Source organism: Aliiruegeria sabulilitoris, from assembly GCF_001558155.1.
In the GTDB taxonomy this organism is placed as follows: Bacteria; Pseudomonadota; Alphaproteobacteria; order Rhodobacterales; family Rhodobacteraceae; genus Tropicimonas; species Tropicimonas sabulilitoris.
Window position 1 is genome coordinate 49868 of the sequence record NZ_LOAS01000008.1, and the last position, 25212, is coordinate 75079.

29 protein-coding genes are annotated in these 25212 nt (G+C 63.5%); 13 read left to right on the forward strand and 16 right to left on the reverse strand.

The annotated features are described in order from the left end of the window. Window positions 1-60: 60 nt before the first annotated feature. Complete coding sequence (locus AX756_RS07760) at window positions 61-426, reverse strand: tetratricopeptide repeat protein (RefSeq protein ID WP_231701004.1); 366 nt, start codon at window positions 424-426, stop codon at window positions 61-63. 275 nt (window positions 427-701) lie between these two features. Between AX756_RS07760 and AX756_RS07765 the strand changes: the two genes are divergently transcribed. From AX756_RS07765 to AX756_RS07790, 6 genes are all read left to right on the forward strand, one after another. Further along, window positions 702-989 (forward strand): SCP2 sterol-binding domain-containing protein, encoded by a 288-nt coding sequence (locus tag AX756_RS07765; protein WP_068309897.1) that lies wholly within the window; start codon window positions 702-704, stop codon window positions 987-989. A gap of 26 nt (window positions 990-1015) precedes the next feature. Beyond that, a complete protein-coding gene (locus tag AX756_RS07770; protein WP_231701005.1) occupies window positions 1016-1942 on the forward strand; it encodes an alpha/beta hydrolase in 927 nt (308 codons plus the stop codon). A 207-nt stretch (window positions 1943-2149) separates the two neighbouring features. After that, entirely contained in the window at window positions 2150-3241 is a 1092-nt protein-coding gene (gene ribB, locus AX756_RS07775) for a 3,4-dihydroxy-2-butanone-4-phosphate synthase (protein WP_068309899.1), read from the forward strand. Between the two features lie 3 nt (window positions 3242-3244). After that, complete coding sequence (locus tag AX756_RS07780; RefSeq protein WP_068309900.1) at window positions 3245-3796, forward strand: 6,7-dimethyl-8-ribityllumazine synthase; 552 nt, start codon at window positions 3245-3247, stop codon at window positions 3794-3796. Continuing rightward, window positions 3793-4251 carry a transcription antitermination factor NusB gene (gene nusB / locus AX756_RS07785; RefSeq protein WP_068309901.1) on the forward strand — a complete coding sequence of 153 codons (459 nt, stop codon included), beginning with the start codon at window positions 3793-3795 and terminating at the stop codon, window positions 4249-4251. Before AX756_RS07780 ends, nusB begins: the two co-directional genes overlap by 4 nt. A gap of 253 nt (window positions 4252-4504) precedes the next feature. Further along, window positions 4505-4774 carry a hypothetical protein gene (locus AX756_RS07790; protein WP_068309902.1) on the forward strand — a complete coding sequence of 90 codons (270 nt, stop codon included), beginning with the start codon at window positions 4505-4507 and terminating at the stop codon, window positions 4772-4774. A 147-nt stretch (window positions 4775-4921) separates the two neighbouring features. Here the strand turns inward: AX756_RS07790 and AX756_RS07795 are convergent, their stop codons facing one another. The 3 genes from AX756_RS07795 to AX756_RS07805 all read right to left on the reverse strand — a co-directional run bounded on the left by AX756_RS07795 (window position 4922) and on the right by AX756_RS07805 (window position 8211). Then, a complete protein-coding gene (locus tag AX756_RS07795; protein ID WP_068309903.1) occupies window positions 4922-5698 on the reverse strand; it encodes an enoyl-CoA hydratase-related protein in 777 nt (258 codons plus the stop codon). An 81-nt stretch (window positions 5699-5779) separates the two neighbouring features. After that, window positions 5780-6232, reverse strand: coding sequence for a cytochrome c-type biogenesis protein (locus AX756_RS07800; protein ID WP_068309904.1), 453 nt, complete (start codon window positions 6230-6232; stop codon window positions 5780-5782). Then, window positions 6229-8211: a heme lyase CcmF/NrfE family subunit gene (locus AX756_RS07805; RefSeq protein ID WP_068309905.1), complete on the reverse strand. Its 1983-nt coding sequence runs from the start codon at window positions 8209-8211 to the stop codon at window positions 6229-6231. The genes AX756_RS07800 and AX756_RS07805 overlap by 4 nt, the downstream gene beginning before the upstream one ends. Before the next feature lie 338 nt (window positions 8212-8549). Between AX756_RS07805 and AX756_RS07810 the strand changes: the two genes are divergently transcribed. Together AX756_RS07810 and AX756_RS07815 are read left to right on the forward strand one after the other, a co-directional pair. Further along, window positions 8550-8756, forward strand: a complete 207-nt coding sequence (locus AX756_RS07810) for a hypothetical protein (protein WP_068309906.1) — start codon at window positions 8550-8552, stop codon at window positions 8754-8756. Between the two features lie 8 nt (window positions 8757-8764). Continuing rightward, window positions 8765-8968 (forward strand): hypothetical protein, encoded by a 204-nt coding sequence (locus AX756_RS07815; protein WP_068309907.1) that lies wholly within the window; start codon window positions 8765-8767, stop codon window positions 8966-8968. Between the two features lie 60 nt (window positions 8969-9028). Here the strand turns inward: AX756_RS07815 and AX756_RS07820 are convergent, their stop codons facing one another. After that, window positions 9029-9517 carry a D-galactarate dehydratase gene (locus AX756_RS07820; RefSeq protein WP_194247525.1) on the reverse strand — a complete coding sequence of 163 codons (489 nt, stop codon included), beginning with the start codon at window positions 9515-9517 and terminating at the stop codon, window positions 9029-9031. 112 nt (window positions 9518-9629) lie between these two features. Between AX756_RS07820 and moaA the strand changes: the two genes are divergently transcribed. Beyond that, a complete protein-coding gene (gene moaA, locus AX756_RS07825) occupies window positions 9630-10631 on the forward strand; it encodes a GTP 3',8-cyclase MoaA (protein WP_068309908.1) in 1002 nt (333 codons plus the stop codon). A 9-nt stretch (window positions 10632-10640) separates the two neighbouring features. On the opposite strand, the gene AX756_RS07830 is transcribed toward moaA, so the two are convergent. Both AX756_RS07830 and AX756_RS07835 read right to left on the reverse strand, forming a co-directional pair. Continuing rightward, the gene (locus tag AX756_RS07830; RefSeq protein WP_068309909.1) at window positions 10641-11231 is read right to left on the reverse strand and encodes a rhodanese-like domain-containing protein; all 591 of its coding nucleotides are present in this window, start codon (window positions 11229-11231) and stop codon (window positions 10641-10643) included. Between the two features lie 72 nt (window positions 11232-11303). Next, entirely contained in the window at window positions 11304-12104 is an 801-nt protein-coding gene (locus tag AX756_RS07835) for a glycosyl transferase (protein ID WP_068309910.1), read from the reverse strand. Window positions 12105-12317: 213 nt separating this feature from the next. On the opposite strand from AX756_RS07835, the gene AX756_RS07840 reads away from it, so the two are divergent. Beyond that, window positions 12318-12758, forward strand: a complete 441-nt coding sequence (locus AX756_RS07840) for a helix-turn-helix transcriptional regulator (protein ID WP_068309911.1) — start codon at window positions 12318-12320, stop codon at window positions 12756-12758. Window positions 12759-12796: 38 nt separating this feature from the next. Here the strand turns inward: AX756_RS07840 and AX756_RS07845 are convergent, their stop codons facing one another. After that, window positions 12797-13432 carry a DNA-3-methyladenine glycosylase family protein gene (locus AX756_RS07845; RefSeq protein ID WP_231701006.1) on the reverse strand — a complete coding sequence of 212 codons (636 nt, stop codon included), beginning with the start codon at window positions 13430-13432 and terminating at the stop codon, window positions 12797-12799. Between the two features lie 124 nt (window positions 13433-13556). Between AX756_RS07845 and AX756_RS07850 the strand changes: the two genes are divergently transcribed. Next, on the forward strand, window positions 13557-14780 hold the full coding sequence (locus AX756_RS07850; protein ID WP_068309912.1) for an MFS transporter: 1224 nt from the start codon (window positions 13557-13559) through the stop codon (window positions 14778-14780). A gap of 113 nt (window positions 14781-14893) precedes the next feature. On the opposite strand, the gene AX756_RS07855 is transcribed toward AX756_RS07850, so the two are convergent. The 6 genes from AX756_RS07855 to AX756_RS07880 all read right to left on the reverse strand — a co-directional run bounded on the left by AX756_RS07855 (window position 14894) and on the right by AX756_RS07880 (window position 21714). After that, window positions 14894-16126: an HlyD family secretion protein gene (locus AX756_RS07855; protein ID WP_068309913.1), complete on the reverse strand. Its 1233-nt coding sequence runs from the start codon at window positions 16124-16126 to the stop codon at window positions 14894-14896. A gap of 3 nt (window positions 16127-16129) precedes the next feature. Further along, the gene (locus AX756_RS26340) at window positions 16130-16564 is read right to left on the reverse strand and encodes a hypothetical protein (RefSeq protein ID WP_231701007.1); all 435 of its coding nucleotides are present in this window, start codon (window positions 16562-16564) and stop codon (window positions 16130-16132) included. Window positions 16565-16891: 327 nt separating this feature from the next. Then, complete coding sequence (locus tag AX756_RS07865; protein WP_068309914.1) at window positions 16892-18337, reverse strand: NAD(P)(+) transhydrogenase (Re/Si-specific) subunit beta; 1446 nt, start codon at window positions 18335-18337, stop codon at window positions 16892-16894. A 13-nt stretch (window positions 18338-18350) separates the two neighbouring features. Beyond that, on the reverse strand, window positions 18351-19925 hold the full coding sequence (locus tag AX756_RS07870) for a Re/Si-specific NAD(P)(+) transhydrogenase subunit alpha (RefSeq protein ID WP_068310116.1): 1575 nt from the start codon (window positions 19923-19925) through the stop codon (window positions 18351-18353). A gap of 125 nt (window positions 19926-20050) precedes the next feature. Further along, window positions 20051-20506 carry a methyltransferase family protein gene (locus AX756_RS07875; RefSeq protein ID WP_194247526.1) on the reverse strand — a complete coding sequence of 152 codons (456 nt, stop codon included), beginning with the start codon at window positions 20504-20506 and terminating at the stop codon, window positions 20051-20053. A gap of 248 nt (window positions 20507-20754) precedes the next feature. Continuing rightward, complete coding sequence (locus tag AX756_RS07880; protein ID WP_068309915.1) at window positions 20755-21714, reverse strand: MBL fold metallo-hydrolase; 960 nt, start codon at window positions 21712-21714, stop codon at window positions 20755-20757. Window positions 21715-21858: 144 nt separating this feature from the next. Here AX756_RS07880 and kynU point away from each other — a divergent pair, with 144 nt between their 5' ends. Both kynU and AX756_RS07890 read left to right on the forward strand, forming a co-directional pair. Then, entirely contained in the window at window positions 21859-23052 is a 1194-nt protein-coding gene (gene kynU / locus AX756_RS07885) for a kynureninase (RefSeq protein WP_068309916.1), read from the forward strand. After that, window positions 23049-23537, forward strand: coding sequence for a GNAT family N-acetyltransferase (locus tag AX756_RS07890; RefSeq protein ID WP_068309917.1), 489 nt, complete (start codon window positions 23049-23051; stop codon window positions 23535-23537). The genes kynU and AX756_RS07890 overlap by 4 nt, the downstream gene beginning before the upstream one ends. Window positions 23538-23680: 143 nt before the next feature. Here the strand turns inward: AX756_RS07890 and AX756_RS07895 are convergent, their stop codons facing one another. Continuing rightward, window positions 23681-24460 carry a gamma-glutamyl-gamma-aminobutyrate hydrolase family protein gene (locus tag AX756_RS07895; protein ID WP_068309918.1) on the reverse strand — a complete coding sequence of 260 codons (780 nt, stop codon included), beginning with the start codon at window positions 24458-24460 and terminating at the stop codon, window positions 23681-23683. 194 nt (window positions 24461-24654) lie between these two features. After that, the gene (locus AX756_RS07900) at window positions 24655-25080 is read right to left on the reverse strand and encodes a GlcG/HbpS family heme-binding protein (RefSeq protein ID WP_068309919.1); all 426 of its coding nucleotides are present in this window, start codon (window positions 25078-25080) and stop codon (window positions 24655-24657) included. Window positions 25081-25212 lie beyond the last annotated feature (132 nt).

The window sequence follows — 25212 nt, forward strand, 5'->3', positions numbered from 1 at the left end:
TCCGGCGCGTTCGGGGTCCCTCATGCCACATCTAAAGTCCCCTCGCTTGCCAGGGGCGCGCTAGAGATGCTCGCCCTCGACGGTTTTCGACAGCCGTTCCATGGCTTCGTGTAATTCAGGGCGGTGGGGATGTATAGCCTCGACGGCGCGATAGGCCTCCAGCGCCTCGTCCTCGTGGCCAAGCTCCTCGAAAATCACCGCGAGGCCCATGAGTGCGCCAAAATGATTCGGATTGAGCGCCAGCGTATGGCGGATGTCTTCCAGCGAAAGGCCGAGCTCCCCCATGTGGAAGAACACCGTGGCGCGGGCATTCCAGCCTTCGGCAAAATCCGGCGCGTGGTCCGTAAGTGCCGTCAGATGTTCCACAGCCGCCTTCATATCGCCCGATTCGAGGGCAGCCGTCCCCCGGCGCAGCAAAAGATCCATGGCAGGAGATCCCGACTTGGACCATTGCTGAAGAATACTATCCTCTATCTGAGACCAGCCCGGTTGTTCGGGTTTGGCCAGTTCACCAAGCAGGCGTTCGACCTCCTGCGTGCCCATTCCCTGCCCGAACGCAGGCAAAGAAATCACGTTCGCGGCAAGAAATGCCGCAACGAACCGGTTGAGAGAGGGTGCATAGCTAACCATAACGGTCGGAGTTTAACGCGATCGCCGGAGAATCCAACATGCCGGCCATCACTTTCACTGGAGGATAACGCGTGAGTGAACTTATCGAGAAGGCAGTCGCCGCCCTGAGCGAGCGTATGGATGGCGAGCTTGCCGGCTCGGCCAAATTCGTGCTGTCGGGCGAAGGCGCGATAATGATCGACGCTTCGGGCGTGCGCGCGGGCGACGAGGAGGCCGATGTGACCCTGACCGCCGATGCCGACGTTTTCCAGCAAATCCTGGAAGGCGAGCTGAACCCGACCGGCGCCTTCATGTCCGGCAAGCTCACTGTCGATGGCGATATGGGCCTCGCCATGCAGCTGGCCAGCGTCCTTTCCTGAGCGGAAACGGGATGGAGCGCGCTCCCTTGTTCGAAGACATTGCCGATGCGCCTATGGGCGCTTCGGCTTTCTGGGTGACTGCGCCCGACGGGGTGCGCCTGCGCGTGGCCCTGCTCGCCCCGCCGCCGAAGCAGGCGCGGGGCACGGTGCTGCTGTTCACCGGTCGGACCGAATACGTGGAGAAATACGGCCCCGCCGCGGCCGAACTCCAGGCCCGCGGCTATGCATGTTTGAGCCTCGACTGGCGGGGACAGGGGCTGTCGGACCGCCCGCTCGACGATCCCGCCACCGGCCATGTGGGGCGGTTTCCCGAGTATCAGCTCGATATCGCGGGGTTGATGCAGGCCGCCGAAACGCTGTCCCTGCCCGATCCCTATTTCCTGATTGCCCATTCCATGGGCGGCGGCATCGGGTTGCGCGCGCTTCACAGCAAGCTGCCTGTACGCGCGGCGGCCTTTACCGGGCCGATGTGGGGCATCGCCCTGCCCGCCATGCTGCGCCCCGTGGCACAGATCCTCGCCGCGCTCGGCCACTCGACGGGTTTCGGGCATAATTTCGCGCCCTCGACCAAGCCGGAGACGTATGTTCTGGAGGCGGAATTCGAGGATAACACGCTTACGACGGACAGGCAGATGTTCGAATGGATGGGCAGCCAGGTGCGCGCCCACCCCGAGCTTGGGCTTGGCGGACCGTCGATGACGTGGCTGCATGCGGCCTTCACGGAGCTGCGCGCGCTGCGGGGCAAGCCAGCACCCGACCTGCCCTGCCTGACCTGGGTGGGGAGCAATGAGCGGATTGTCGACGTACCGGCCATTCGCCAACGGATGGCTACCTGGCCCAAGGGAGAGCTGGCCGAGATTGCTGGCGCGGAGCATGAGGTAATGATGGAGCCGGAAGCGACGCGGCGCGCCTTTTTCGACGCGACAGCGGGGCTGTTTCGCCGCGCGGTCTGAAAAACCCCTTGGCGTGATTGCGGCATTTGTCGCTGGAGGGCCCTGCCCCTCACGCTCTTGCAAGCGCTCCCCGGAGGCATTTCCGGAAAGATGATTGCGGAGGTTTTCGCCCGTGCCGGTTGGGGGGATTGCTTGTTCTGGGGCGCTCTGTCTGGTAAAGCGCGCGGCCTTGGGCTACCAGAGCCTACATTTCCCGGGGAGCCGACCTTGACCGAATCCTATGCCGACGCAATTTCTCCGATCGAGGAGATCATCGAAGACGCTCGCAATGGCCGCATGTTCATCCTTGTCGATCACGAGGACCGCGAGAACGAAGGCGACCTTTGCATCCCGGCCCAGATGGCCACGCCCGACGCGATCAACTTCATGGCCACCCATGGGCGCGGGCTGATCTGCCTGACGCTGACTGGCGAGCGGATCGACGCGCTCGGCCTGCCGCTGATGGCCTCCTACAATTCCTCGCGCCACGAGACGGCCTTTACCGTCTCGATCGAGGCGCGCGAAGGCGTGACCACCGGCATTTCGGCCCATGACCGTGCCCGCTCGGTGGCCGTGGCCATCGACAGCGCCTCCACCGCGGCCGATATCGCCACGCCCGGTCATGTCTTCCCGCTGCGCGCGCGCGATGGCGGCGTTCTGGTGCGGGCCGGTCATACCGAGGCCGCAGTGGACGTCTCCCGGCTTGCCGGGCTCAACCCCTCGGGCGTGATCTGCGAGGTCATGAGTGAAGACGGCACCATGGCCCGCCTGCCCGAACTGATCGCCTTCGGCCAGAAGCACGGGCTCAAGATCGGCACGATCTCCGACCTGATCGCCTATCGCCGCCGGCACGACAATCTCGTGCAGGAGACCGAGCGCCGCAACGTGACCTCGCATTTCGGTGGCGACTGGGAGATGCGCATCTTTACCGACGGCACCGAGGGCACGGAGCATGTCGCGCTGGTCAAGGGCGACATCACCACGCCGGAGCCGGTGCTCGTGCGGACCCATGCGCTCGACCCGCTGGCCGACCTGCTGGGCATTGGCGTGGACCGGCCCGACCTGTTGGGGCGTGCGATGGAGATCATCGCCAAGGAAGGCCGTGGTGTTGTCTGCCTGTTCCGCGAGCCGCAGCCCAAGCTGCACCGCGAGGAAGAAGAAGGTCCGCGCACCGTCAAGCATACCGGTCTTGGCGCCCAGATCCTGTCGGAGCTGGGACTGGACAAACTGGTTCTGCTGACCAATTCGCCCGCCACACGCTATGTCGGCCTGGACGCCTATGGGCTGACCATTGCCGGCACCCGTCCGATCACGGAGTAAACCATGGCTCAAGCCGAGACCCATTACACGCTTCCGCTGCCGAGCTTCGACAAGCCGGTGAAGCTGCTCATCGTCGTCGCCCCCTATTACAAGGACATCGCCGACGAGCTGGTTGCCGGCGCCAAGGCGGAAATCGAGAAGGCCGGCGGGGAATGGGAGCTGGTCGAGGTGCCCGGGGCGCTGGAAGTGCCGACCGCGATCCGCATCGCCTATCGCCAGGCGAATTTCGACGGCTTCGTGGCCCTGGGCTGCGTCATTCGCGGCGAGACCACGCATTACGATACGGTCTGCAATGACAGCTCGCGCGCGCTGCAACTGCTGGGGCTGGACGGGGCATGTATCGGCAACGGCATCCTGACGGTGGAGAATCGCGAACAGGCCGTGGCGCGGGCGGAAGCGGCCGGGCAGAACAAGGGCGGCGGCGCAGCCGCGGCAGCGCTGCACCTGATCGCGCTGACCCGCAAATACGGCGGCGCAAAGGAAGAAATAGGCTTCAAGCCCCCGCGCGACGAGATCCTGCTCGCCGGCGAACCGGATGGGTCCAAAACCGCATGACCGACAAGAAACAGATGCGTTCGGCCGCTCGGCTTTATGCCGTGCAGGCCCTGTTCCAGATGGAAAGCTCCGGCCAGACGACCGAGTCGGTCGTCAAGGAGTTCAAGGATCTGCGCTTTGGTGCCAGCTATGACGATATCGGCGAGTTCGCCGAGGGCGACCCGGAGGTCTTCCGCAAGCTGGTCTTCACGGCGGTGAACGAGCAGGCGAAGATCGACCAGATGACCCACCGCGCGCTGGTGGCCAAGTGGCCGATCGCGCGGATCGACCCCACGCTGCGGGCGCTGTTCCGCGCGGCCGGGGCGGAACTGGTGGAAGCCGTGACACCGCCCAAGGTGGTGATTGTGGAATTCGTGGACGTGGCCAAGGCCTTCTTCCCCGAGGGCCGCGAGCCGAAATTCGTCAATGCCGTGCTCGACCACATGGCCCGCGAGGCGCAGCCCGAGAAGTTCTAGAACACTGCACCGCTTCGACAGATGTGCGTCCGGACATCGATCCGGACCCTGAGCCTTCCGCTTGCTCGGTTTCCGGCAGCGGCCATCTCCCATTCGGTATCATCGGGGGAATTATACCCTGATGATCCCCGGGAACAGAATAAATACACATTCGAAACATACCAATTGATCTGGATCATGGAGAACCTTGGCAAACAGGGGACTGCTTGGCCCCGTGTTTGGAACACCGTCACGAAACAGAGGAGTTTCTGCCATGACGAGATCACTCGCGTTCGCTATTGCGGCATTCACCCTGGCCTTCACCGGCAACGCCCTCGCAATTGATCAGACCGGACTACAAGCACTGGCGCCAAAACCAGCACCGTTCACAGAGCTTTTGGATGGCCAGTACCGCGTCAGCCAATCTGCAACCTGCCTTCTGAATGGCGAGCGCTACAACAAGGGCGCGCGTATGTGCATTGGCGGGGTCTTCAACTACTGCAACGACAAGGGGCTTTGGGAGCCGTCAAACCAGAAGTGCTGAGTTTTTTTCCACGGCCCATAGGAGCCTTGGCGCGCCAGCTTGGGCCGTTTGGACTGTCTATACTCCAGCCCTCAACATGTCCGCCATCGCCTCCATGTGCAACTCATGGAGGCTATTTTGCGTTCGTTCTGTTGGCCGCGGTTTGCCTCACCGCCCCTCGAACTCGGCCTTGCGCTTGTCGAGAAACGCCACCACGCCTTCCTTGAAATCGCGGGTGTGGCCGCATTCGCCCTGAAGGCGCGCTTCCAGTTCCAGTTGCGTTTCCAGCGTGTTGTCGAAGCCTTCGCGCAGGGCCTGCTTGATATGGGCATAGGCGGCGGTTGGGCCCTGGGCCAGGTGCAGCGCCCGTTTCCACCAGTGATCGGCAAAGCCCTCGTCGGGCACTGCTTCCCAGATCATGCCCCAGTCATCGGCCTGTTTGGCCGTGATTGGTTCGGCAAAGAGCGAAGCGCCCATGGCCTTGGCAAAGCCCATTTGGCGCGGCATCCAGTACGTTCCGCCAGCGTCGGGCATCAGGCCGATCCGCGCGAAGGCCTGCAGGAAGACGGCGCTTTCGGCCGCGATCACCACGTCACAGGCAAGCGCGAGGTTGGCCCCTGCCCCGGCCGCCGCGCCGTTGACGGCGGCGATGGTCGGGATCGGGCTGTCATAGATCGCCCGAAGCAGCGGCGTGTACTCGTCCCGCAGCGTGCGTTCGAGGTCGATATTGCCGATATTGGCCCGGTCGCCCAGATCCTGCCCGGAGCAGAAGGCGCGCCCCTTGCCCGTGAGAACCGCGACCCGCGCCTCGCCGCCCGCCTGTTTCATCGCATCCGCGATCTCGGCCCGCATCTGGGTGTTGAGCGCGTTCATCACCTCGGCGCGGTTCATGGTCACGATGGCGACATCGTCGCGGATCGCGTAGCGGATCGTGTCGTAATGCACCTGGGTCTCCCTCTCACTCGTCGATGGGAACAATAGGCATGACGCCGGCGCAGGAAAGGGCCGGACGCGGAAAACCGCGCGTCACTCCTCCAGAAGATCCTTCAGCCGCGCCTCTTCTTCGCTGCTCAGACTGGTGGCGGAGGCGTCGGGCGCCCTGCGCCGGCCGCGCACATAGCCAAACCCCACCCCGCCCGCGATCAGCAGGAGCGCCGGGCCGGTGATCCAGAGGATCAGGTTCGCCCCGGTCGTGGTTGGCTTGAGCAGGACATATTCGCCGTAGCGGCCGACGACATAGTCGACGACCTGCTCGTCCGTGTCGCCCTCGACGAGGCGTTCCCGCACCAGAACCCGCAGGTCGGCGGCCAGTTCCGCGTTCGACTCGTCGATATTCTCGTTACGGCAGACAAGGCAGCGCAACTCCTTGGAAATCTCCCGCGCGCGGGCTTCCAACGCGGGATCGTCCAGAACCTCGGCCGGCGTCACCGCGAGCGCCGGTGTGGCCGCGAGCATCAGGGCAAAGAGCAGTCGTTTCATTCGGCGGGCACTCCGGCGGCGTGGGATTTGCGTTTGCGCGCGCCGGCAGCGATGCGGTAGCGGCGGTCGGTGAGCGACAGGACCCCGCCCAGCCCCATCACGATGCAGCCCATCCAGATCCAGTTGGCGAAGGGTTTGACATAGGTCCGCACGGCCCAACCGCCATCGCTCTGACGGTCCCCGATGACGAGATAGATATCGCGCCAGAACCCGTTATCGATCCCGGCCTCCGTGGTGGGCATCTCGGCCACCGGGTAAACCCGCTTCTCGGGGTGCTGAACGGACACTTCCTTGCCATTGCGGTAGATGGCCATGCTCGCCGTGGTGGCGATGTAGTTCGGTCCCTGCACGTCATGCACTTCGCGCAGTTCGATCTCGTAGCCGGCATGTTCGAAACGCTCGCCGACATAGGCCACACGGATATCCTCCGTTTCCCAGGCCGTCAGCCCGGCAATGCCGAACACCGTGATTGCCAGCCCGATATGGGCCGTGGACTTGCCCCAATCGGCGCCGGGCAGGCTGCGCAAGCGGCGCAGCTTGCTGGAGAAATCACCCCGTCCGGTGCGGGTCCACAGATCCACGAGCGAACCGAGTGTCACCCATGTGGCGAGCACGAAGCCCACCGGCGCCAGCATGGAACCGCCCGTCTGCATCACCCAGACAAGCGCGCCACCGGCAATGGAGAGCGCCAGCACGCCCCAGAGCGGCTGCATCGCGCGTCTCAGGTTGCCCCGTTTCCAGGGCAGCATGGCGCCGACAGGCAGGATCGCTGTGAGCGCGACCATGAAGGGTGTGAAGGCCGCGTCGAAGAACGGCGCGCCGACCGAGAGCTTGCGGCCAAAGGCCATCTCGGCCACCAGCGGCCAGATCGTGCCGACAAACACCACGAAAGCGGCGACGGCGAGCAGGATATTGTTGGTCACCAGCGCGCTTTCGCGGCTGATCATGCCGAAGACACCCTTGGCCTCCATCGCGGAGGCACGGGCGGCATAGAGCGTGAGCGCGCCGCCCATGAAGACGGCGAGGATCATCAAGATGAACACGCCGCGTTCGGGATCATTGGCGAAGGCGTGCACCGAGGTGATGACGCCGGAGCGCACGAGGAAGGTGCCAATCAGCGAGAAGCCGAAGGCCATGATGGCAAGCAGGACGGTCCAGCTTTTCAGCGCCTCGCGCTTCTCGACCACGATGGCCGAATGCAGGAGTGCGGCGGCCAGCAGCCAGGGCATGAAGGAGGCGTTCTCCACAGGATCCCAGAACCAGAACCCGCCCCAGCCAAGCTCGTAATAGGCCCACCAGGAACCAAGCCCGATGCCGATGGTCAGGAAGAGCCAGGCCGCCAGCGTCCACGGCCGCACCCAGCGGCCCCAGGCGGCGTCCACCTTGCCCTCCAGCAGGGCCGCGATGGCAAAGGAGAAGGCCATGGAGAGGCCCACATAGCCGAGGTAAAGGAAGGGCGGGTGGAAGGCGAGGCCCGGGTCCTGCAGGAGCGGATTGAGATCCTCCCCGTTCATCGGCACCGGCATGCCCTGCCGGGTGAACGGGTTCGAGGTGAACAGGATGAAACCGTAGAAGGCCACCGATATCGAAGACTGAACGGCCAAAACGCGCGCCTTGAGCGATGGGCGCAGATTGCCCCCGAATACCGCCGCGCAGGCGCCGAACAGCGCCAGAATCAGCACCCAGAGCAGCATCGAGCCTTCATGGTTCCCCCAGACGCCCGACACCTTGTAGAGCATCGGCTTGGCCGTGTGGGAGTTGAGGATCACCAGCCGCAGCGAGAAATCCGACGTGACAAAGGCATAGGTCAGCGCAGCGAAGGAGAAGGCGACCAGCAGGAATTGGACGATAGCCGCAGGTTCGGCCACGGCCATCCATCCCGGCCATTGGCGGGAAGCGCCCACGAGCGGGACGGTCATCTGAACGATCGCGACTAGCGCGGCGAGGACGAGGGCGAAATGGCCAAGTTCTACTATCATGCGCGGGACCCTAGCGGAGGGTTTCGCATCCGGCAACGGGCTTCAGGAAGATGTGACCGGTAGCCCGAGGAAGGTCCGGAAGAACGTCTCGCCACCCTCGCCGCAGAGGCTCCATACGTCGCCACGGGCACAGCCCGCGACCGCGAACACGCAAACAGACGGGCGCCCGAGCGGGGGCTGGCCCGGTACGGTCCGGGACCGAATTGACGCGCCTGTGGATTTTTCCTTCAAGGACGGGTTTAACTGGAACGCATCCGGGTTTATCCGCAGGACCCGCAACCGGCCGATGACCGGATCTGTGTTCCCCGCCCGATCCGGGCGGTCCAGGAGGTAGAGGCATGAGAAGCCGCGACATTCTCGTCTCGAGCGACGGCTCCGCCAGCGCGGGGTCTGCGCTGCGCCACGTCTCGCCGCCTCTCGAAGATGGAAGACACGCGACGGGCCTTGCTGCCCGTGAGCAATCGAAATTCCCCGAGGACTTCCTTGGCGGCGTCACCGCGCGTGTCGTGAAGGACACCCGCATCCCAGTTCCACTTTCTTACTGAGGTCCCCCATGTCCATTGTTACAGACTCCACCGGTCGCATCCGCGAAATCACGCAGGAGCTGGAAAATACCCGCAACGAGCTGAGCATGGCACTGGCCAAGCCCGAATGCTCCGGCGGTGCGCCCGATTCCGAACGCACCCGCATTACGGATCTTCATCGCCGTATAAACGGCGCGCTCTCGGCGCTGCACGGCGAGGCCCGGGACTGGTAAGCGGGCAACGACAGCTCCGACACGCCGGACGGCCTGCATTGCGCGCAGCCAGGGCGGCGCTCAACCGCTGAAGACGACGAGTTCCGGCAGCTCGGTCAGCGGCGCCTGCAGCACCCGCATGGCCGGAAGGCTCACCCGCGTTCCCGATCCCGGCGAGCCACCCGAGGGGCGCAGTTCCACCTGAACCGATGTGCCCGCACCGGGATATTCCAGCCGCCCCATGACGACCTGATCCACGAGGCCCGTTTCGGCCCAGAAACCCGGATCGGTCGGATCGCCGAGCGAAGCGATCGTCGTGCCAAGGCGCACCTCGGAGATCACGGCCGGCGCGGCGGCCGCTGCGGCGCGTTCCTGCGCCGTGGTCGTGTCCAACTGCTCGGGTGTCTGCGCATCCGCCGCCGGCACCGGCGCGCTTACGTTGGTTTGAGTGCCGATTTCTGCATCCGTCCCGGCCACGGTTGAGACCGGTTTGCCGATGGGAAGCTTTGCCCCCACGCCACATCCGGCAGTCACGAGCACGAGCAGCACGATCCAGTTCCGCCTATTCATCTCCGGCTCCCTGCTCCATCTGTTTCCCTCACACCCTGCCGTCCGACGCCGCGACAGGCAACAGGCTTTGCCGGACTTGCCTCACCTGCGCGCTCGGCGTAGCCTGCCCGCCATGGATGCGCCCCTTATCGACCCTTTCCAACGCCCGGTGAGCTATCTTCGGGTATCCGTAACGGACCGCTGCGATTTCCGCTGCAGCTATTGCATGTCTGAAGACATGACATTCCTGCCAAAGCGGGAATTGCTGACTTTGGAGGAGCTAGACACCGTCTCCTCGGCCTTCATCCGGCTGGGCGTGCGCAAACTGCGCATCACCGGCGGTGAGCCGCTCGTGCGCCGCGGGATCATGACCTATTTCGAGGCGATGTCGCGCCATCTCGAGACTGGCGCGCTCGATGAGCTGACGCTCACCACCAACGGCTCCCAACTGCACCGATTCGCCGCCGATCTGGCCGGGCTGGGCGTGCGACGGGTGAATATCTCGCTCGATACGCTAAACGAGGAGAAGTTCGCGCAGATCACTCGCTGGGGGCGCCTGCCTTCCGTGCTGCGCGGGATCGACGCCGCCCAGGCGGCCGGGCTGCGGATCAAGATAAACGCCGTCGCCCTCAAGGGCTTCAACGAGGACGAGCTGTTCGACATGGTCGCCTGGTGCGCCGAGCGCGACATGGACCTGACCTTCATCGAGGTCATGCCGATGGGCGACATGGGCAACGAGGACCGGCTGGACCAGTATTGGTCGCTGAAGGATCTGCGCGCGCGGCTGGAGGAACGCTATTCCACCACGGACCTCGCCGAGAGCACCGGCGGGCCCGCGCGCTATATCCGGCTGAACGAGACCGGGCAAAAAATCGGCTTCATCACGCCGCTGACCCATAATTTCTGCGAAAGCTGCAACCGCGTGCGGCTGACCTGCACCGGCGAACTCTACATGTGCCTTGGCCAGGAAGACCGCGCGGACCTGCGCCCTGCCCTGCGCTCGGCCACCGCGCCGGCACTCGACGACGCCATCCGCGCCGCGATCAGGAACAAGCCCAAGGGCCATGATTTCGACTATTCGCGGCAGCAGGTGGACGGGCAAATGCCCCGCCACATGAGCCATACCGGAGGCTGAAGCGTTGCGTCAGCCGCCCGGCTGGTAAACCGTCAGACCGAGCATCCTCCAGCCCTGCATACCGGCGCGGTAGTAATAGAGTTTCTCCGCAGGGAACCCCGCTTCGATCATCCTCCGTGCCGCCGCGGGCGACTGGCCGCACCACGGGCCGTTGCAATAAAGTGCGGCGGACTTCACGTCCTCGCCATCGCAGATCCACCCATCGAAATCGGGCTCGCAGCCCAGCAGGCCAAGCTGATCGGCGGCTTCGGTATAGGGGACGTTGATTGCGCCCGGAATGGCCCCGCCTTGGTAGTCGGGCCGCACACGCCCATCGATCACCACCACCTCAGGATCCTGAAGGAAGGCCAGCAATTCCAGTTCGCCGATCGGCGTCACGCCCTCGGCGGGAATCATCGGCTGGATACAGAAACTCGGGCAAGGCCGCGCGATCTGGGCGAAATCACCCTCTATAACCGCTGCGTTGTCCTGCACGCGCGAGATTTCGACCGTCCCATCCTCGGTCTCCACCTCCACGCTCATCATGTCCTTGGTGATACCGACCGGATCGGCATTGGCCGCGCTGGCCATCGCAAAAAACAGTATTGCCAGATAACGCATGATCTCTCTCCCCTGGTCATGAGCGTTTCCTCACGCCTCAGAAGAATTGATAGGGCCTTAAAGCGCCGTCTGTCACCCCCACTCGGCGCCAAGGTCCTCCCGCGCGCGGTCGATCCAGTGTTCCCGAAGCCAGGAACAGGACTTCGTGTGGCGGATGATGGAGCCGTGATAGCCCTCCACCGCCTCACTCATCTTGGGCCGACCATGGAAACATACGACGCGCGCATTCTCCGGCAGGCGTGGCTCGGCGAGATAGTTCATCGGCGGAAGGCGCAGGCAGCCATGTTTGAAGCTCACCACCTGGTCGGGCGGCAGATAGGCGAATTCGCCCCGCTCCTGCGCAAGCGTCGAGGTGTAACGCTGCTCGGAGCCGCGCGCCTTTTCAACCTGCCCCCTGGGGTCGGCCGCGAGCGTGTCATAAAGCCAGCCGTGCAGCGCGGGATCATAGCGAAACACCGAGCCATGCCCCGTCTTGCGCCCGCGTCGCGCCTCGACCCAGTCGGCGCGCATCGCCACCTTGCCCGGAGCGAAATGCAGCAATTCGTCGAGATCTCCGGTGATCACCACGTCGAGGTCGAACCCCAGCAGCGGCCCCTCCAGGTCGGGAATGAGGCCCCGCCGGAACAGGCTGACCTTGCGCATCGCGCCCTGCCGATTGGCCACCGCAAGCGCTGCGTCCATCTCGTCCAGATAAGGCTCGACCGGCAACTCAAGCACCTCGATATCCGGATGCAGCCCTTCACGATGCTCCGTCATGCAAAAGAATCGCACATCCGCTGTGAGGTTCCGCCGGGCGCCGGAATAGAGCCGGTTCACATATTCCGGCCCGAAGAGCGTGCCCCATTTGATGCAGATGACATTTGCGACGGTCATACTTGACTCCTTTGCCCCGCTCTATCGCGATGCGCGCCGGCTCGCCAGTACCGATGCAGACCCAATTCCGCTACTATTTCGCAACTGAAACGCTTGCAATTCGGCCACCACTTCCTACATCCAAGATGAAAGCAAATCACCATCATAATGCAACGAAGCCGGATCGCACCGCGTCCCGGACGCGCGAATTCTTTGCTGGAGGGAGCAGAGCGGATGCCAGCACTCGACCTGTACGATCTCTCGACCGACCGTTCGGATCGAAAGCCGCCTCAATGCGAGGAACTCCATCAGGCATTCGACAGGATTTGCGTCGCGCTCGCACGGCTGCGCAGCCTCTACCTGGAGCATCCGGTAGAACTGGTGGACTGGACAGAGAAAGACCGCGAACGTCTCTCCGAAATCCTCGGATTGCTCGACATGCTGCCGGTGTCGCCGCTGCCGCACGAGCGAGGAGAATGCGAAATAGGGCTCAGCCCGCGTGAAGCGGAAATCCTGCGCTGGATCGCACGGGGCAAGAGCAACTCGGTGATCGCGGAAATCCTCGGCATCTCTCCGCATACCGTCGACACCCATATCCGCCGGATCTACCGCAAGCTCGGGGCCGGCGACCGTACCACGGCGGCGCTGCGTGGCATGGAAACCGGCTTGCTCTGAGCGGCGTCAGCAGAGCCGCGCCACGAGAGCTGATCGCGCTAGCGTATGCCCTCACGCGCCTTTGCTACCCGGAAATAGGCCCAAAGCAGCCGCGCGGCCACCGCCCGCCAGGGCGACCAGTCCGCAGCCATTTCGCGAAGCACCTTTTCGGTGGGGCGTTTCTCCAGCTCGAACAGCATCCGTGCCGCTTCCTGCAAGGCAAGATCGCCAGGTGCAAAGACATCGGCGCGCCCCAGCGAGAACATGGCATAGATCTCGGCGGTCCAACGCCCGATCCCAGGCACATCGGTCAGCCGGGCCAGAATCTCCTCCTCTGGCGCACCCCGCAACGCGGCGTAGTCGATCCGCGCCTCGCTCAGCGCCTTGGCATAGCGCACCTTTTGCCGGCTTAGCCCGCAAGCGCGCAGCTCCTCCTCGCTCGCCCATGCCACCTTGCGCGGGCCGGTCAGGCGCGCCTGTTTCAGCTTTCCCCAGATCGCATTCGCCGCCGCCACCGACACCTGCTGGCTGACAATCGCCGAGAGCAGCGCTTCGTAGCCATCCTTGCGACGACGCAGCGGCAGCGGGCCGGTCTGCTCCAAGGCCTGCGCGAAACGCGGTTCCCGCGCAGCAAGGAAGGCGCTGCCTTCGGCCACGCAATCATGGGTCTCGATGATCCTGCCAATATCGGTCACGGGCTGTCCTTTTGCTCTCCCGGCGAAACTAGGCTGAGGCGGAAATCCCGAAAAGCCCGAATCCTGCGCATTCGTCGGTCGGGCTCCCTTGCCTTGCCGGGCAATCGCGGGCAAAGCGGATCCGATGACCGACGCAGTTTCTCCCTCCCCCGCCCCGCAGGACGCCCGTGCCAAGCGCAACGTGGCGATCCTCGTCGCGGCGCAGGCAATCCTCGGCTCGCAGGTCGCGATGATCTACACGGTCGCGGGCCTGGCGGGCGGAATGCTCGCGCCCAATGCCTGCCTTGCGACGCTGCCGATCTCGCTGATCGTCATCGGCTCGATGACCACCGCACCCTGGCTGTCCTCGGCCATGCAACTGCTTGGCCGGAAGCTTGGCTTCTTCATCGGTGGAATAGGCGGCGTAGTTGGCGCCTCCGTGTCGGCCTATGGCCTGTGGACCGACAGTTTCGCGATTTTCCTGCTCGGCTCCTATTTCACCGGAATCTATGTCTCCGCGCAGGGTTTCTACCGCTTTGCCGCCGCCGACACGGCCTCCGAGGAGTTTCGCCCCAAGGCCATCTCCTATGTGCTCGCCGGCGGGCTGGTCTCGGCCGTGATCGGGCCGACGCTCGGCACATCGCTGGCCGATGCCTTCGTGGTGCCGTTCCTCGGCACCTATTTCGGCGCCATCGGCATCAATATCGTCGGCATGGGCCTGTTCTTCCTGCTCGACATCCCCAAGCCGCCCTTGCCCAAACCCGGCACGCCCACGGGGCGTACCCGCCGCGAGCTGCTGCGCGACCCCAATGTGCTGGTAGCCATCATCTGCGCCATGGTCTCCTATGCGCTGATGAACCTCGTCATGACCTCGACGCCACTTGCCGTCGTGGGCTGCGGCTTCGACACCGAAACCGCCGGTTTCGTCGTCACCGCGCATGTGCTGGCTATGTTCGCCCCCTCCTTCGTCACCGGGCACCTGATCGCCCGTTTCGGCGTCCGGGCCATCGTGTCGACCGGGCTGCTCATCCTCGCCGCTGCCGGTGCCGTGGCGCTGCAGGGGGTTGAGCTGGGCAATTTCTTCGTCGCGCTGATCCTTCTGGGCGTTGGCTGGAATTTCGGCTTTATCGGCGCGACGACCATGCTCTCACAGGCCCATGCGCCCGAAGAACGCGGCCGGGTTCAGGGCATGAACGACACGCTCGTGTTCGGCTGCGTGGCGGTTGCATCCGTGGTCTCGGGCGGGCTGATGAACTGCTCCGGCGGCGATACGCAGGTCGGCTGGGTCTCGGTCAATATCGCCATGATACCCTTCCTCGCCCTCGCGGGTGGCGCACTCATCTGGCTTACGCTGCGCCCGAAAGACTGACCGGGTCCACCAGACAACACGAAATCGGACAGCAACAGGGGCGCCGCGAAGCGGCGCCCCTGCCCCGCCGCACGGGCTCTGCCCGGCGGCACTCTCTCGATCAGAGTCGCGCGTCAGTGCCCGGTGAGCACCAGGGTGTTTACCGGCAGCAACAAGGCCTGGATACGCAGGATCAGCGCATGCACCAACCCGACGGTGTCCACCATGTGCAGGAACATCCCTTCCCAGAAACCGAGATCTTCGTTTGCCAGCTTTTCGTGATTCACCGTGTAGGCGTTCACGATGCATTTCGAGCCGGGCCGGATCCTGTCCGTGGATCCGGGGTAGATCTCCTCGAGCATCGCCGGCACCGTGCCCGGACGCGCCCGGTCCTGGATGTCGATCAGGTTGTCGGAGGGCTTGAACTGCCCGGCGGGAATGAACGGCATGACCGATTTGACCCGCATCGGAACGATGACGAATGGCAGGGAGAGACAGGTCATTTCCGCCAGCATCCCCGGCTGGACAACCTGCCCTGCCAACTGGTTGAAACCTGCCTGGAAATAGCCGTCGGTCACCTGCGGCGGCACGAGCACACCCGCAGGCCGCATCACCGGGTTCACAACATCGCCGGGCTGTAGTGCAAATTGCTGCACGATCCCGTCGACTCGCGCATAGACGACCGTCTTGGCAAGCGCCGCCTTGGCTTCCTCCAGCGCGGCTTCCGCCGTTTTCTGTTTGGCCGGGAGCGCGACGGTGATCTTGGTCTCAACCGCATCATACTGCGCTTGCGCGGCTTCGAGGCCACCACGACGGGAGTCGACCGTGTTTTCCAACCGTTCCACCTCACGCGGGCTCGTTGCAGCGGATCCCTCGTCCAGAAGCTTCTTGCGCAACTCGTATTCCTCGACGGCCTGTGTCAGGGCGCCCTGCGCCTGGTCCACACCGCCTTGGGCGGCGGCCAGCTCTGCGTCGGCGGTGACGAACTCGGCCTCCACCTCGGCGATACGTTGTGCGGCCGTCCGAACAGCCGCCTGCTGGGAGTCGTCCTCAAGCGTGAAGATCACCTCGCCCGCCTTTACTTCGGTATTATTCGCGACATGGACCTCTTTCACCCGGCCGATCCCCTCCGGACTGATCGCCACGGTCCGAAAGAAGGAGGACACATCCGTCGTCGAAGGGTGATAGTAGAAGACGATCGTGATCAGCGTGACCGTCAACATGAGGCAGGTCGTGATGCCGACACGCAGCTCGTACCAGACGGTAAAGAGCGTGATTTCCTCGCCGAACCGTTTGCCCTGAGCATAACGGCGATAGAGATAATCCGGCAGGATGGTCAGTATCGAACACAAGATGACTTCAAGCATCGATCATCCCTCCCGCGCTATGGAGTCGCCGTCGCCGCTTTCCGCGACATCGGGCGGAGCATCCGTGGCCACAACGGGTTCCGTCCCCTTGTCGTCCCGGTTTGCGATCTTCTCCAAAGATTGGCTTATCGTCTGGAAATAGCGCCCGTACTCGGGAAACTCGATTGCGGCCAGTAGCAGCGCGGCGATCCAGAACAGGTTGTTATGTGTGAACAGCGCCAACAACGCGAGAATTGCGACAACCTGCATATGCGTCCGGCCGCGTTGATGCGCCATCTGCTCAGGCAGGGCGTGCAGTTTGAAATAGAACAGCCCCAGCAGGAGGATCAAAACCAAGACAAAGACGACGACAACCACGTAAAGCACGTCGGTATCGCCCGGAGCTGTCATGTAGAAAGGAAGTTCGGGCACCCCCTCGGCGCCATGTGTGTCGGCCACGATATCCCCCTGATTTATGTCATTATTATCGCCAAGGATCGCACATTGCGGGTCCGACTCAAGCTCTTTCTGGAACGAGAGCCGTGGAACAGATGGTTCCCCGCTCTCGCGGGCACTCAGGCGCACGCAGGCACATACTCTTTCGCCAAATATCCTGAGGAGAGCGCGCGGAGGAGCGACGCCCCCCTTTACCTGCGTCAAGAGCCCGTTCGAAACAGCATCCAGCGCGGGCAAGCGTGTCCAGTCCCCTCCGGAATCAATCACCTTCCGCAACAGCAAAAGGGCCACCCGAAGGCGGCCCCTTTCCAGTTCGTTTTCCGGGTTGGCTCAGTCGATCCGCGTCAGCAGGTCGTCCAGGCTCTTCTTGGCGTCGCCGAAGAACATCCGCGTGTTGTCCTTGTAGAAAAGCGGGTTCTCGATGCCCGAATAGCCCGTGCCCTGGCCCCGCTTGGAGACAAAGACCACCTTGGACTTCCACACTTCCAGCACCGGCATGCCGGCGATGGGCGAGTTGGGGTCGTCCTGGGCGGCCGGGTTTACGATGTCGTTGGAGCCGATGACGATCGAGACATCCGTTTCCGGGAAGTCGTCGTTGATCTCGTCCATCTCCAGCACGATGTCATAAGGCACCTTGGCCTCGGCCAGCAGCACGTTCATGTGGCCCGGCAGACGGCCGGCAACAGGGTGGATCGCGAAGCGAACCTCCTTGCCCTTGGCACGCAGGCGGCGGGTCAGCTCGGCAACGGATTGCTGAGCCTGCGCCACGGCGAGGCCGTAGCCCGGGATGATGACAACGCTGTCGGCATCTTCCAACGCAGAGGCCACGCCATCGGCGTCGATGGCAATCTGTTCGCCGGTGACTTCCATCGCCGGTTCGCCCGAGCCGCCGAAGCCGCCGAGGATCACCGAGACGAAGTGCCGGTTCATCGCCTTGCACATGATGTAGCTGAGGATCGCACCCGAGGAACCCACGAGGGCACCGGTCACGATCAGCAGGTCGTTGCCGAGCGAGAAGCCGATGGCCGCCGCGGCCCAGCCCGAGTAGCTGTTCAGCATCGAGACCACGACGGGCATGTCGGCGCCGCCGATGCCCATGATGAGGTGGTAGCCGATGAAGAGCGCGGCCAGCGTCATCAGGAAGAGCGGGAAGAAACCGCCGGTGTTGAAGTACCAGACGAGACAGACGAGCGAGATGATCGCCGCCGCCGCGTTCAGCAGGTGACCGCCGGGGAGCTGCTTGGGCTTGCCGTCGATGGAGCCGGCAAGCTTGCCGAAGGCAATGACGGAGCCGGTAAAGGTGATCGCACCGATGAAGATGCCGAGGAACAACTCGACCTTCAGGATGTTGATCAGGGCCGCCGCGTCCGGGCTTTCAAGCTTGTGCACGAGGGCGGCGGCGAAGCCAGCCAGATCGTGCCGCGCGGCCTCGTCCAGACCGAGCACACGGCCAAGCTCGAAATGGGCGTTGAAACCCACGAAGACAGCCGCGAGACCGACCAGCGAGTGCATGGCGGCAACGAGTTGCGGCATCTCGGTCATCTGGACGCGCTTGGCGACCACGACACCGATGGCACCGCCAGCGGCAACCAGGATCAGCGAGAGCAGCCAGAAGCCCGAGCCCGGGCCGATCAGCGTGGCAAACACGGCCAGCGCCATGCCCACGATACCGTACCAGACGGCGCGCTTGGCGCTTTCCTGGCCCGAAAGTCCCCCGAGGGACAGGATGAAGAGGACAGCCGCAACGATATAGGCGGCAGTGGTAAAGCCTTCCATTGTCTCGCCCTCCTTAGGATTTCTGGAACATGGCGAGCATGCGCCGGGTGACGAGGAAACCGCCGAAGATGTTGATACCGGCCATGAAGACCGACAACGACGCCAGCAGGATGACGAGGAAGGACCCCGATCCGATCTGCATCAATGCACCGAGGATGATGATCGAGGAGATCGCGTTGGTAACCGCCATAAGCGGCGTGTGCAGCGAATGCGCGACGTTCCAGATCACCTGGAAGCCGACGAAGACGGCCAGCACGAAGACGATGAAGTGCTGCATGAAGCTCGCAGGCGCATAGGCCCCCACCAGCAGAAGAACTGCCGCGCTGACACCGATCAGGATTGCCTGGCTGCGGGTCTGCTTGCGGAACTCTTCCCGCTCGATGGCCAGCTTCTCCTCACGGGTCAGCTCCTTGACCGGCTCCTTGGGCTTCTGCGCCGCGATCGCCTGAATCTTTGGCGGCGGCGGTGGGAAGGTGATCGCGCCCTCATGCGCAATCGTGGCGCCACGGATCACGTCATCTTCCATGTTGTGATTGACCTTGCCGTCCTTGTCCGGCGTCAGGTCCGTCATCATGTGGCGAATGTTGGTGGCGTAGAGCGTCGAGGACTGCGCGGCCATGCGGCTCGGGAAGTCCGTGTAGCCGACGATTGTCACGCCGTTGTCGGTGACGATCTTCTCGTCCTTGACGGTCAGTTCGCAGTTGCCGCCACGCTCGGCGGCGAGGTCGACGATGACAGAGCCGGGCTTCATCAACTCGACCATGTCCTTGGTCCAGAGCACCGGCGCATCCCGGTTCGGGATCAGCGCGGTGGTGATGACGATGTCCACCTCCGGGGCAAGCTCGCGGAACTTGGCCAGTTGGGCTTCGCGGAACTCGGGCGAGGATGGCGCGGCATAGCCACCCGTTGCGGCCCCGTCCGTCTGCTCTTCGTCAAACTCGAGATAAACGAATTCGGCGCCCATGGATTCGATCTGTTCGGCCACTTCAGGGCGCACATCGAAGGCATAGGTAATCGCACCGAGCGAGGTGGAAGTACCGATCGCGGCCAGACCGGCAACGCCGGCGCCCACGACCAGAACCTTGGCCGGCGGCACCTTGCCCGCAGCGGTCACCTGACCGGTGAAGAAACGGCCGAAATTGTTGCCCGCCTCGATCACCGCGCGGTAGCCGGCGATATTGGCCATGGAGCTGAGTGCGTCCATCTTCTGCGCGCGGGAGATCCGCGGCACCATGTCCATCGCGATGACGCTCGCGCCCTTGTCCTTCGCGGCCTCCATCAGCGCCTCGTTCGAGGCAGGATAGAAGAAGGAAATCAGCGTTTTCTCCGGCGTCAGAAGCTCAATTTCCGAATCTTCCGGCGGCCGCACCTTGGCGATGACATCACAGGCGGCGAACAGTTCCTCCGCGCTGCCCAAGACCTCGACACCAGCCTCTGCGTAAAGCGCGTCCGAGAAACCGGCAAGCAAGCCCGCTCCGCTCTCGATCGCGCAATCATACCCTAGCTTTTGAAGCTGCGTGGCAGAGTCCGGTGTCATAGCGACACGTGACTCGCCCGGGAATACCTCCCGCGGGGAACCTATCTTCACGTCTCCGTCCCTTTCGTTCGGATGCAGTCCGGGCTCAGCCCGACCACACATGGCGTTCTCCGAGGGCGTTCATCGCACCTCGAATGTACCTTTTCCAGCCCAATCCGCAGAGCGCGGCGTTATGCTCACAGCCAACGTCGCGTCTTGCGCGACCATTGATCAAATTCGGGGCCAAAATCCTCTTTGAGCCACGATTCTTCCTCGTGAATGAAGCGATCCGTGATGACCCACATGAAAAGCGGCACCAGAACCAGGCTCGGCCAGGCAGACCAATGCAGGATGCAACCCAGCAGGACCATTGCGTCACCGAGATAGATCGGGTTGCGCGAATGCGAGAACACACCGTTGGTCACCAGGAAGCTGGCATGCTTATGCGGTATGAATGTCGTGTGGTGTTGGCGCATCTGGACCACGGCCACAGCCATCATCAGCAGCCCGCCGCCGATCAGCATCCCCGCGAGCAGGTCCGTAACGGGGTGATCGATCAGACCCAACGGCAACCGCGTCGCCTGAACCCATGCCAACGCAAGAAAGAGCAGTAGCCAGAGCGGCGGCAGATCTATCCATTTCAGTTTTGACATGAACGGCATACCTGCCCTCGGAATTCAGATTTCGGCGCATGATAGCGATACCGAACCCGGCCGCAAGCGGCAGAACGTCTCCCTGTGCGGCCCGTTTCGCGCCATTCCAATTGCTGGAGGGGGGCGCTGCCCCCGGATGTCTTCGGTCAGAGGAAATCAGAGAATCTTCAGGCTTCTTCTGGTTCGAAATATCCTGGGGGGCTTGGTGATACCCCCCCCAGATTCGTTCGACTTGCCCGTCCCCGATCCTACTCGAATTCCATCTCTTCATAGACCCGACCGGCATTTTTTGTTGCCAGTTCCTCGAAAGTATCAAGGTTTCGATACGCCTCCTGATCGACGTAATACGCATCCGCGAGATCGCCGCCATTGTCGAGATGTTCGGCGATCTTGCCGCGCAGGTGGACAAGGTAATCATGCGTATAGCGGCGCACCTGGTCCATGTTGGTCGGATGGCCGTGGCCCGGGATCACGTAGGTCGCTTCCAGCGGTTCGAACGCGGTCTCCCAAGTCTCGATCCACGCGCTGGTGACTGTATCCGCGAAGATCGGCAGCATGCGCTCGTGAAACGCGATATCGCCCGCAATCACCAACCCCTTCTCGGGCAACCAGACCTGCGTATCTCCGGGCCCATGCGCCGGACCGAGATGCAGCACCTCGATCTTCGTGTCGCCCATCGAGGCGTCGTAGCTGTCCTCAAAAGTGATGGTCGGCCCCTGGATCTCGGTGCCCTCGGCCTTGTCCTTGTTGTAGCGGATCATGCCGTCGAGGATCTGTTGGCCATATTCCTCGACCTCGTGTGCCGCGTCGACATGGCCCAGAATCGGGACGCCTTGCGCCGCCCAGTAGGAATTGCCCAGAACCGCGTGGCCCTGCCCGTTCTCGTTGATGACCAGTTTCACCGGCTGATCCGTGACCGCCTTGATCTCGTCATGCAGCGCCTCGGCCAGCACGGCCGCTGCGCCACCATTGATCACGACGACCCCGTCAGTCGTGACAATGAAGCTCAGGTTGTTGTTATGCCCGGAGTTTTCATATGTCGGCGGCGCCGTTGCGCCGATCGCGGACCAGACGCCAGGAATGACCTCGTACGGCTTTGAATAGAGCGGGCTTTGCGGGTACTGATCGGCGATGTCTTCGCTCGCCCTCACGGCAAGGGGTGCGACGACGAGCGCCAAGGCCAAAGTGATCGGTGAAATGCTGTACATGAATAGTCCTCCCGGCCGCACATATTCCAATGTTGGAATTCAAAGTCCAGACAATTCCTGTCGCAGCCCGGCTCGGGGGGCATCCGCTCTGGCTTCCGCTGCACCGTTCTGCCAAACCGACAGCAAGACCAACGGAGCCTGACCATGACCGATTTCGCCTGGACAAGAGACCAGTTCAACCTGCCCGAGGGTGTGATCTATCTCGACGGAAATTCACTCGGACCGATGCCCAAGGCGACGCCCGCCCGCGTACAGCAGGTGATGGAGCCCGAGTGGCGCGACCAGTTGATCGGCGGCTGGGTCGGGGCCGGCTGGCACCTGGCGCCCGAACGTCTCGGCGACCGGATCGCGGCCATGATCGGCGCCGAAGCGGGGCATGTGGTTGTCGGCGACACGCTGTCGATCAAGATCTACCAGGCGCTGGCCGCCGCGCTCGCCCTGCGCCCCGACCGGCGGGTGATCCTGTCCGATACCGGCAATTTTCCCTCCGATCTCTACATGGCGCAGGGGCTGGCACACACCTTGGGCAATGGCACGCGATTGAAGACTGTCGCCCCCGAAGATGTCCCGGAGCATATCACCGACGAGGTCGCCGTGCTGATGCTGACGGAGGTGGATTACCGCACCGGGCGGCGCCACGACATGAAGGCCCTGACCGCGAAAGCACATGAAGTTGGCGCGATAACCGTCTGGGATCTTGCGCATTCTTTCGGCGCCCTGCCGGTGGACCTAGCAGGATGTGGCGCCGATTTCGCCGCTGGGTGCACCTATAAATACATCAATGCCGGCCCCGGCGCCCCGGCCTTTATCTATGTCGCGCCCGAGCATGCTGGCCGCGCCTGCACCGCGCTGCAAGGCTGGCAAGGGCACGACGCACCCTTTGCCTTCGAGCAGGACTACCGCCCGGCCACCGAAGTCGTCCGCATGCGCGTCGGCACCCCGCCGGTGTTGCAACTCGCCGCGCTGGAAGCCGCGCTGGACATCTGGGAGCAGGTCGACATGAACGACATTCGCGCCCGCTCCATCGAACTTTGCGAGCGCTTCATTGCCGGTGTCGAAGCAAGATGCCCGCAGCTTCGCCTTGCCTCGCCGCGGGCTGCCGCGCAGCGCGGCAGCCAGGTCTCGTTCCATTTCGACGAGGGCTACGCCGCCATGCAGGCTCTGATCGCGCGCGGCGTGATCGGCGATTTCCGCGCGCCCGATATCATGCGTTTCGGCTTCACCCCGCTCTATATCGGCCCCGAGGATGTGGACCGCGCAGTGGAGATCCTAGCCGAAATCATGAACGGGGATCTCTGGGATCGCCCGGAATACAAGGTCAAGGCAATCATCACGTGAACTGGCAGATACGGGACGGTTCCGCCGCGGATGCGGTCGCCTGCATGGAAGTCTATGTCGATGCGGTGCGCAACGGGACAGGGCGGCATTACAGCGCCGCCCAAGCCATGGCCTGGGCACCGACCGATAACGTTGAAGACTGGTTGCCGCCTCGATTGGCGGCAGGCCAGACCTGGATTGGTTGGTCGGATCGGCGGGCAGAAGGGTTCCTGACCGTCACACGGGACGGGCATCTGGACTTCTTCTTTGTCCGTCCGGAGGCCCGGCCGGAAGGTTTGGCGGACGCGCTTTATGAGCGGATGATGGATTGGGCCGAGACGCATGATCTGGCCGGTCTCACCACCGATGCCAGCCACCTCGCCCGCTCCTTTCTGGAAAAGCGCGGCTGGCGGATGATCGAGGGCGAAACCACGATCCGCCACGGGGTTTCGCTGAAACGCTGGAAAATGGCCTGGCAGCGCAGCTCGAGGAAACCGATGCGCTAAGTCCCGGCCGAGGCTTCCCCTCCGGGAACGGCGCCTGCGGCGCCTTACCCGTTTGGGGCCGGGCGCGCGCTGTGCGCGCGTGTTGCTACGCTCCCCAGAAGGGGCAGCATCTGCGATGCTGGCGCGACGGGGGCGGACCTTCCCTAGGCTGACCTGTGCATTGGGAGCTTCCCGCGTGTTGCGGCCCAATCATCGACAGCCCGGCCAAAAGCCTCGAATAGCGGGCGCGACACGGGATCCTGCACCGCGCGATATTCCGGATGCCACTGCACCGACATGGTAAAGCCCGGCGCACCTTCGACATAGATCGCCTCGGGCGTGCCATCTGGCGCGTAGCCGTCGATAACGATCCGCTTGCCGGGTTCCTTGATCCCCTGCCCGTGCAGCGTATTGGTCAGAACTTCCCTTGTCCCGTAGAGGTCGTGGAACCGCCCGCCCTCGTTGAACGTCACGATATGGCGGAGGGCGAATTTCTCCTCCAGCGTCCCGTCCGGCGGCATGCGGTGGTTCATTCGCCCCGGCAGGTCTCGGATTTCGGGATAAAGCGTGCCGCCCAAGGCGACATTCACCTCCTGAAAGCCCCGGCACACACCGAGGAAAGGCTGTCCCCGATCCACGCAAGCCCGGATCAGCGGCAGCGTGATCGCATCGCGCGCGCGGTCGAAATCGCCATGCGCTTCCGTTGCCGCCTCGCCATATTCCTCCGGGTGAACATTCGGGCGTCCGCCGGTCAACAGGAACCCGTCGCACACCTCCATCAGGTCTTCCACCGAGACGAATCGCGGATCTGCCGGGATCACCATCGGAACGGCGCCACACACCTCGGCCACGGCCTCCGAATTCATCGTGCCTCCAGCATGGGTCGGGTACTCGTCATTGATCAGGTAGTGGTTGCCGATAATGCCGACGACAGGTCGCGCCATGTTCCCTCGCTCAATTGCCTCACCGCTTCTGATACCGGCTAATCTGCAGGAGACAAAGCATCACCTTGCGGGAATAGGCTCCACGCGCACGCAGCGTGTTCTCGCCGCTTCATTTGTGATGGTAGCCGAAAAAAGGCGCGCTGAACGTCTTTCTCGCGCACCATTTCAGCCAGCGACCGTCTCAAGCGAGGGGTTTAGATTTCGGCCACCAGGCCAAAGCGCTCCAAAGCCGCCTTGCCCGCGGCCGCGTCATTGTCGGGCGTGTCGCCGGTCACACCGAGCCCGCCGATAACCCCCCCGTCGGCATCCCGGATCACGATGGCGCCCGGAACCGGAAAGATCTTGCCGTCGCAAACCTGCTGCGCCGAGGACAAAAACCACGAGGTCTCATCGCAGAGCTCCCGCATCCGGGTGCCCCCCAGCCGCATCATCACCGCGGCGTAGGCCTTGTTGCGCACGATATCGACGCCGCCCGGATTAGCGCCATCGGCCCGCTCCAACGCCAGCGGATGCCCGCCCGCATCGGCGACGACAACCGTCATCGGACGCAGCCCCATCCGTGCGCCTTCTTCAAAGACCGCGCGAAGGATCTTTCGCGCAAGTTCGGTATCAATGACCATCTGCCCACACTCCTGTATCTCTGTCAGGACCCAACCGGCCGGCCTGCATTGGGCATCCCAACGCAGGCGCCGATTCGCAGCATCTGCGCGGTCCATGCCATTGACTTATCGTTGAAACACGGGAGCGGCCAC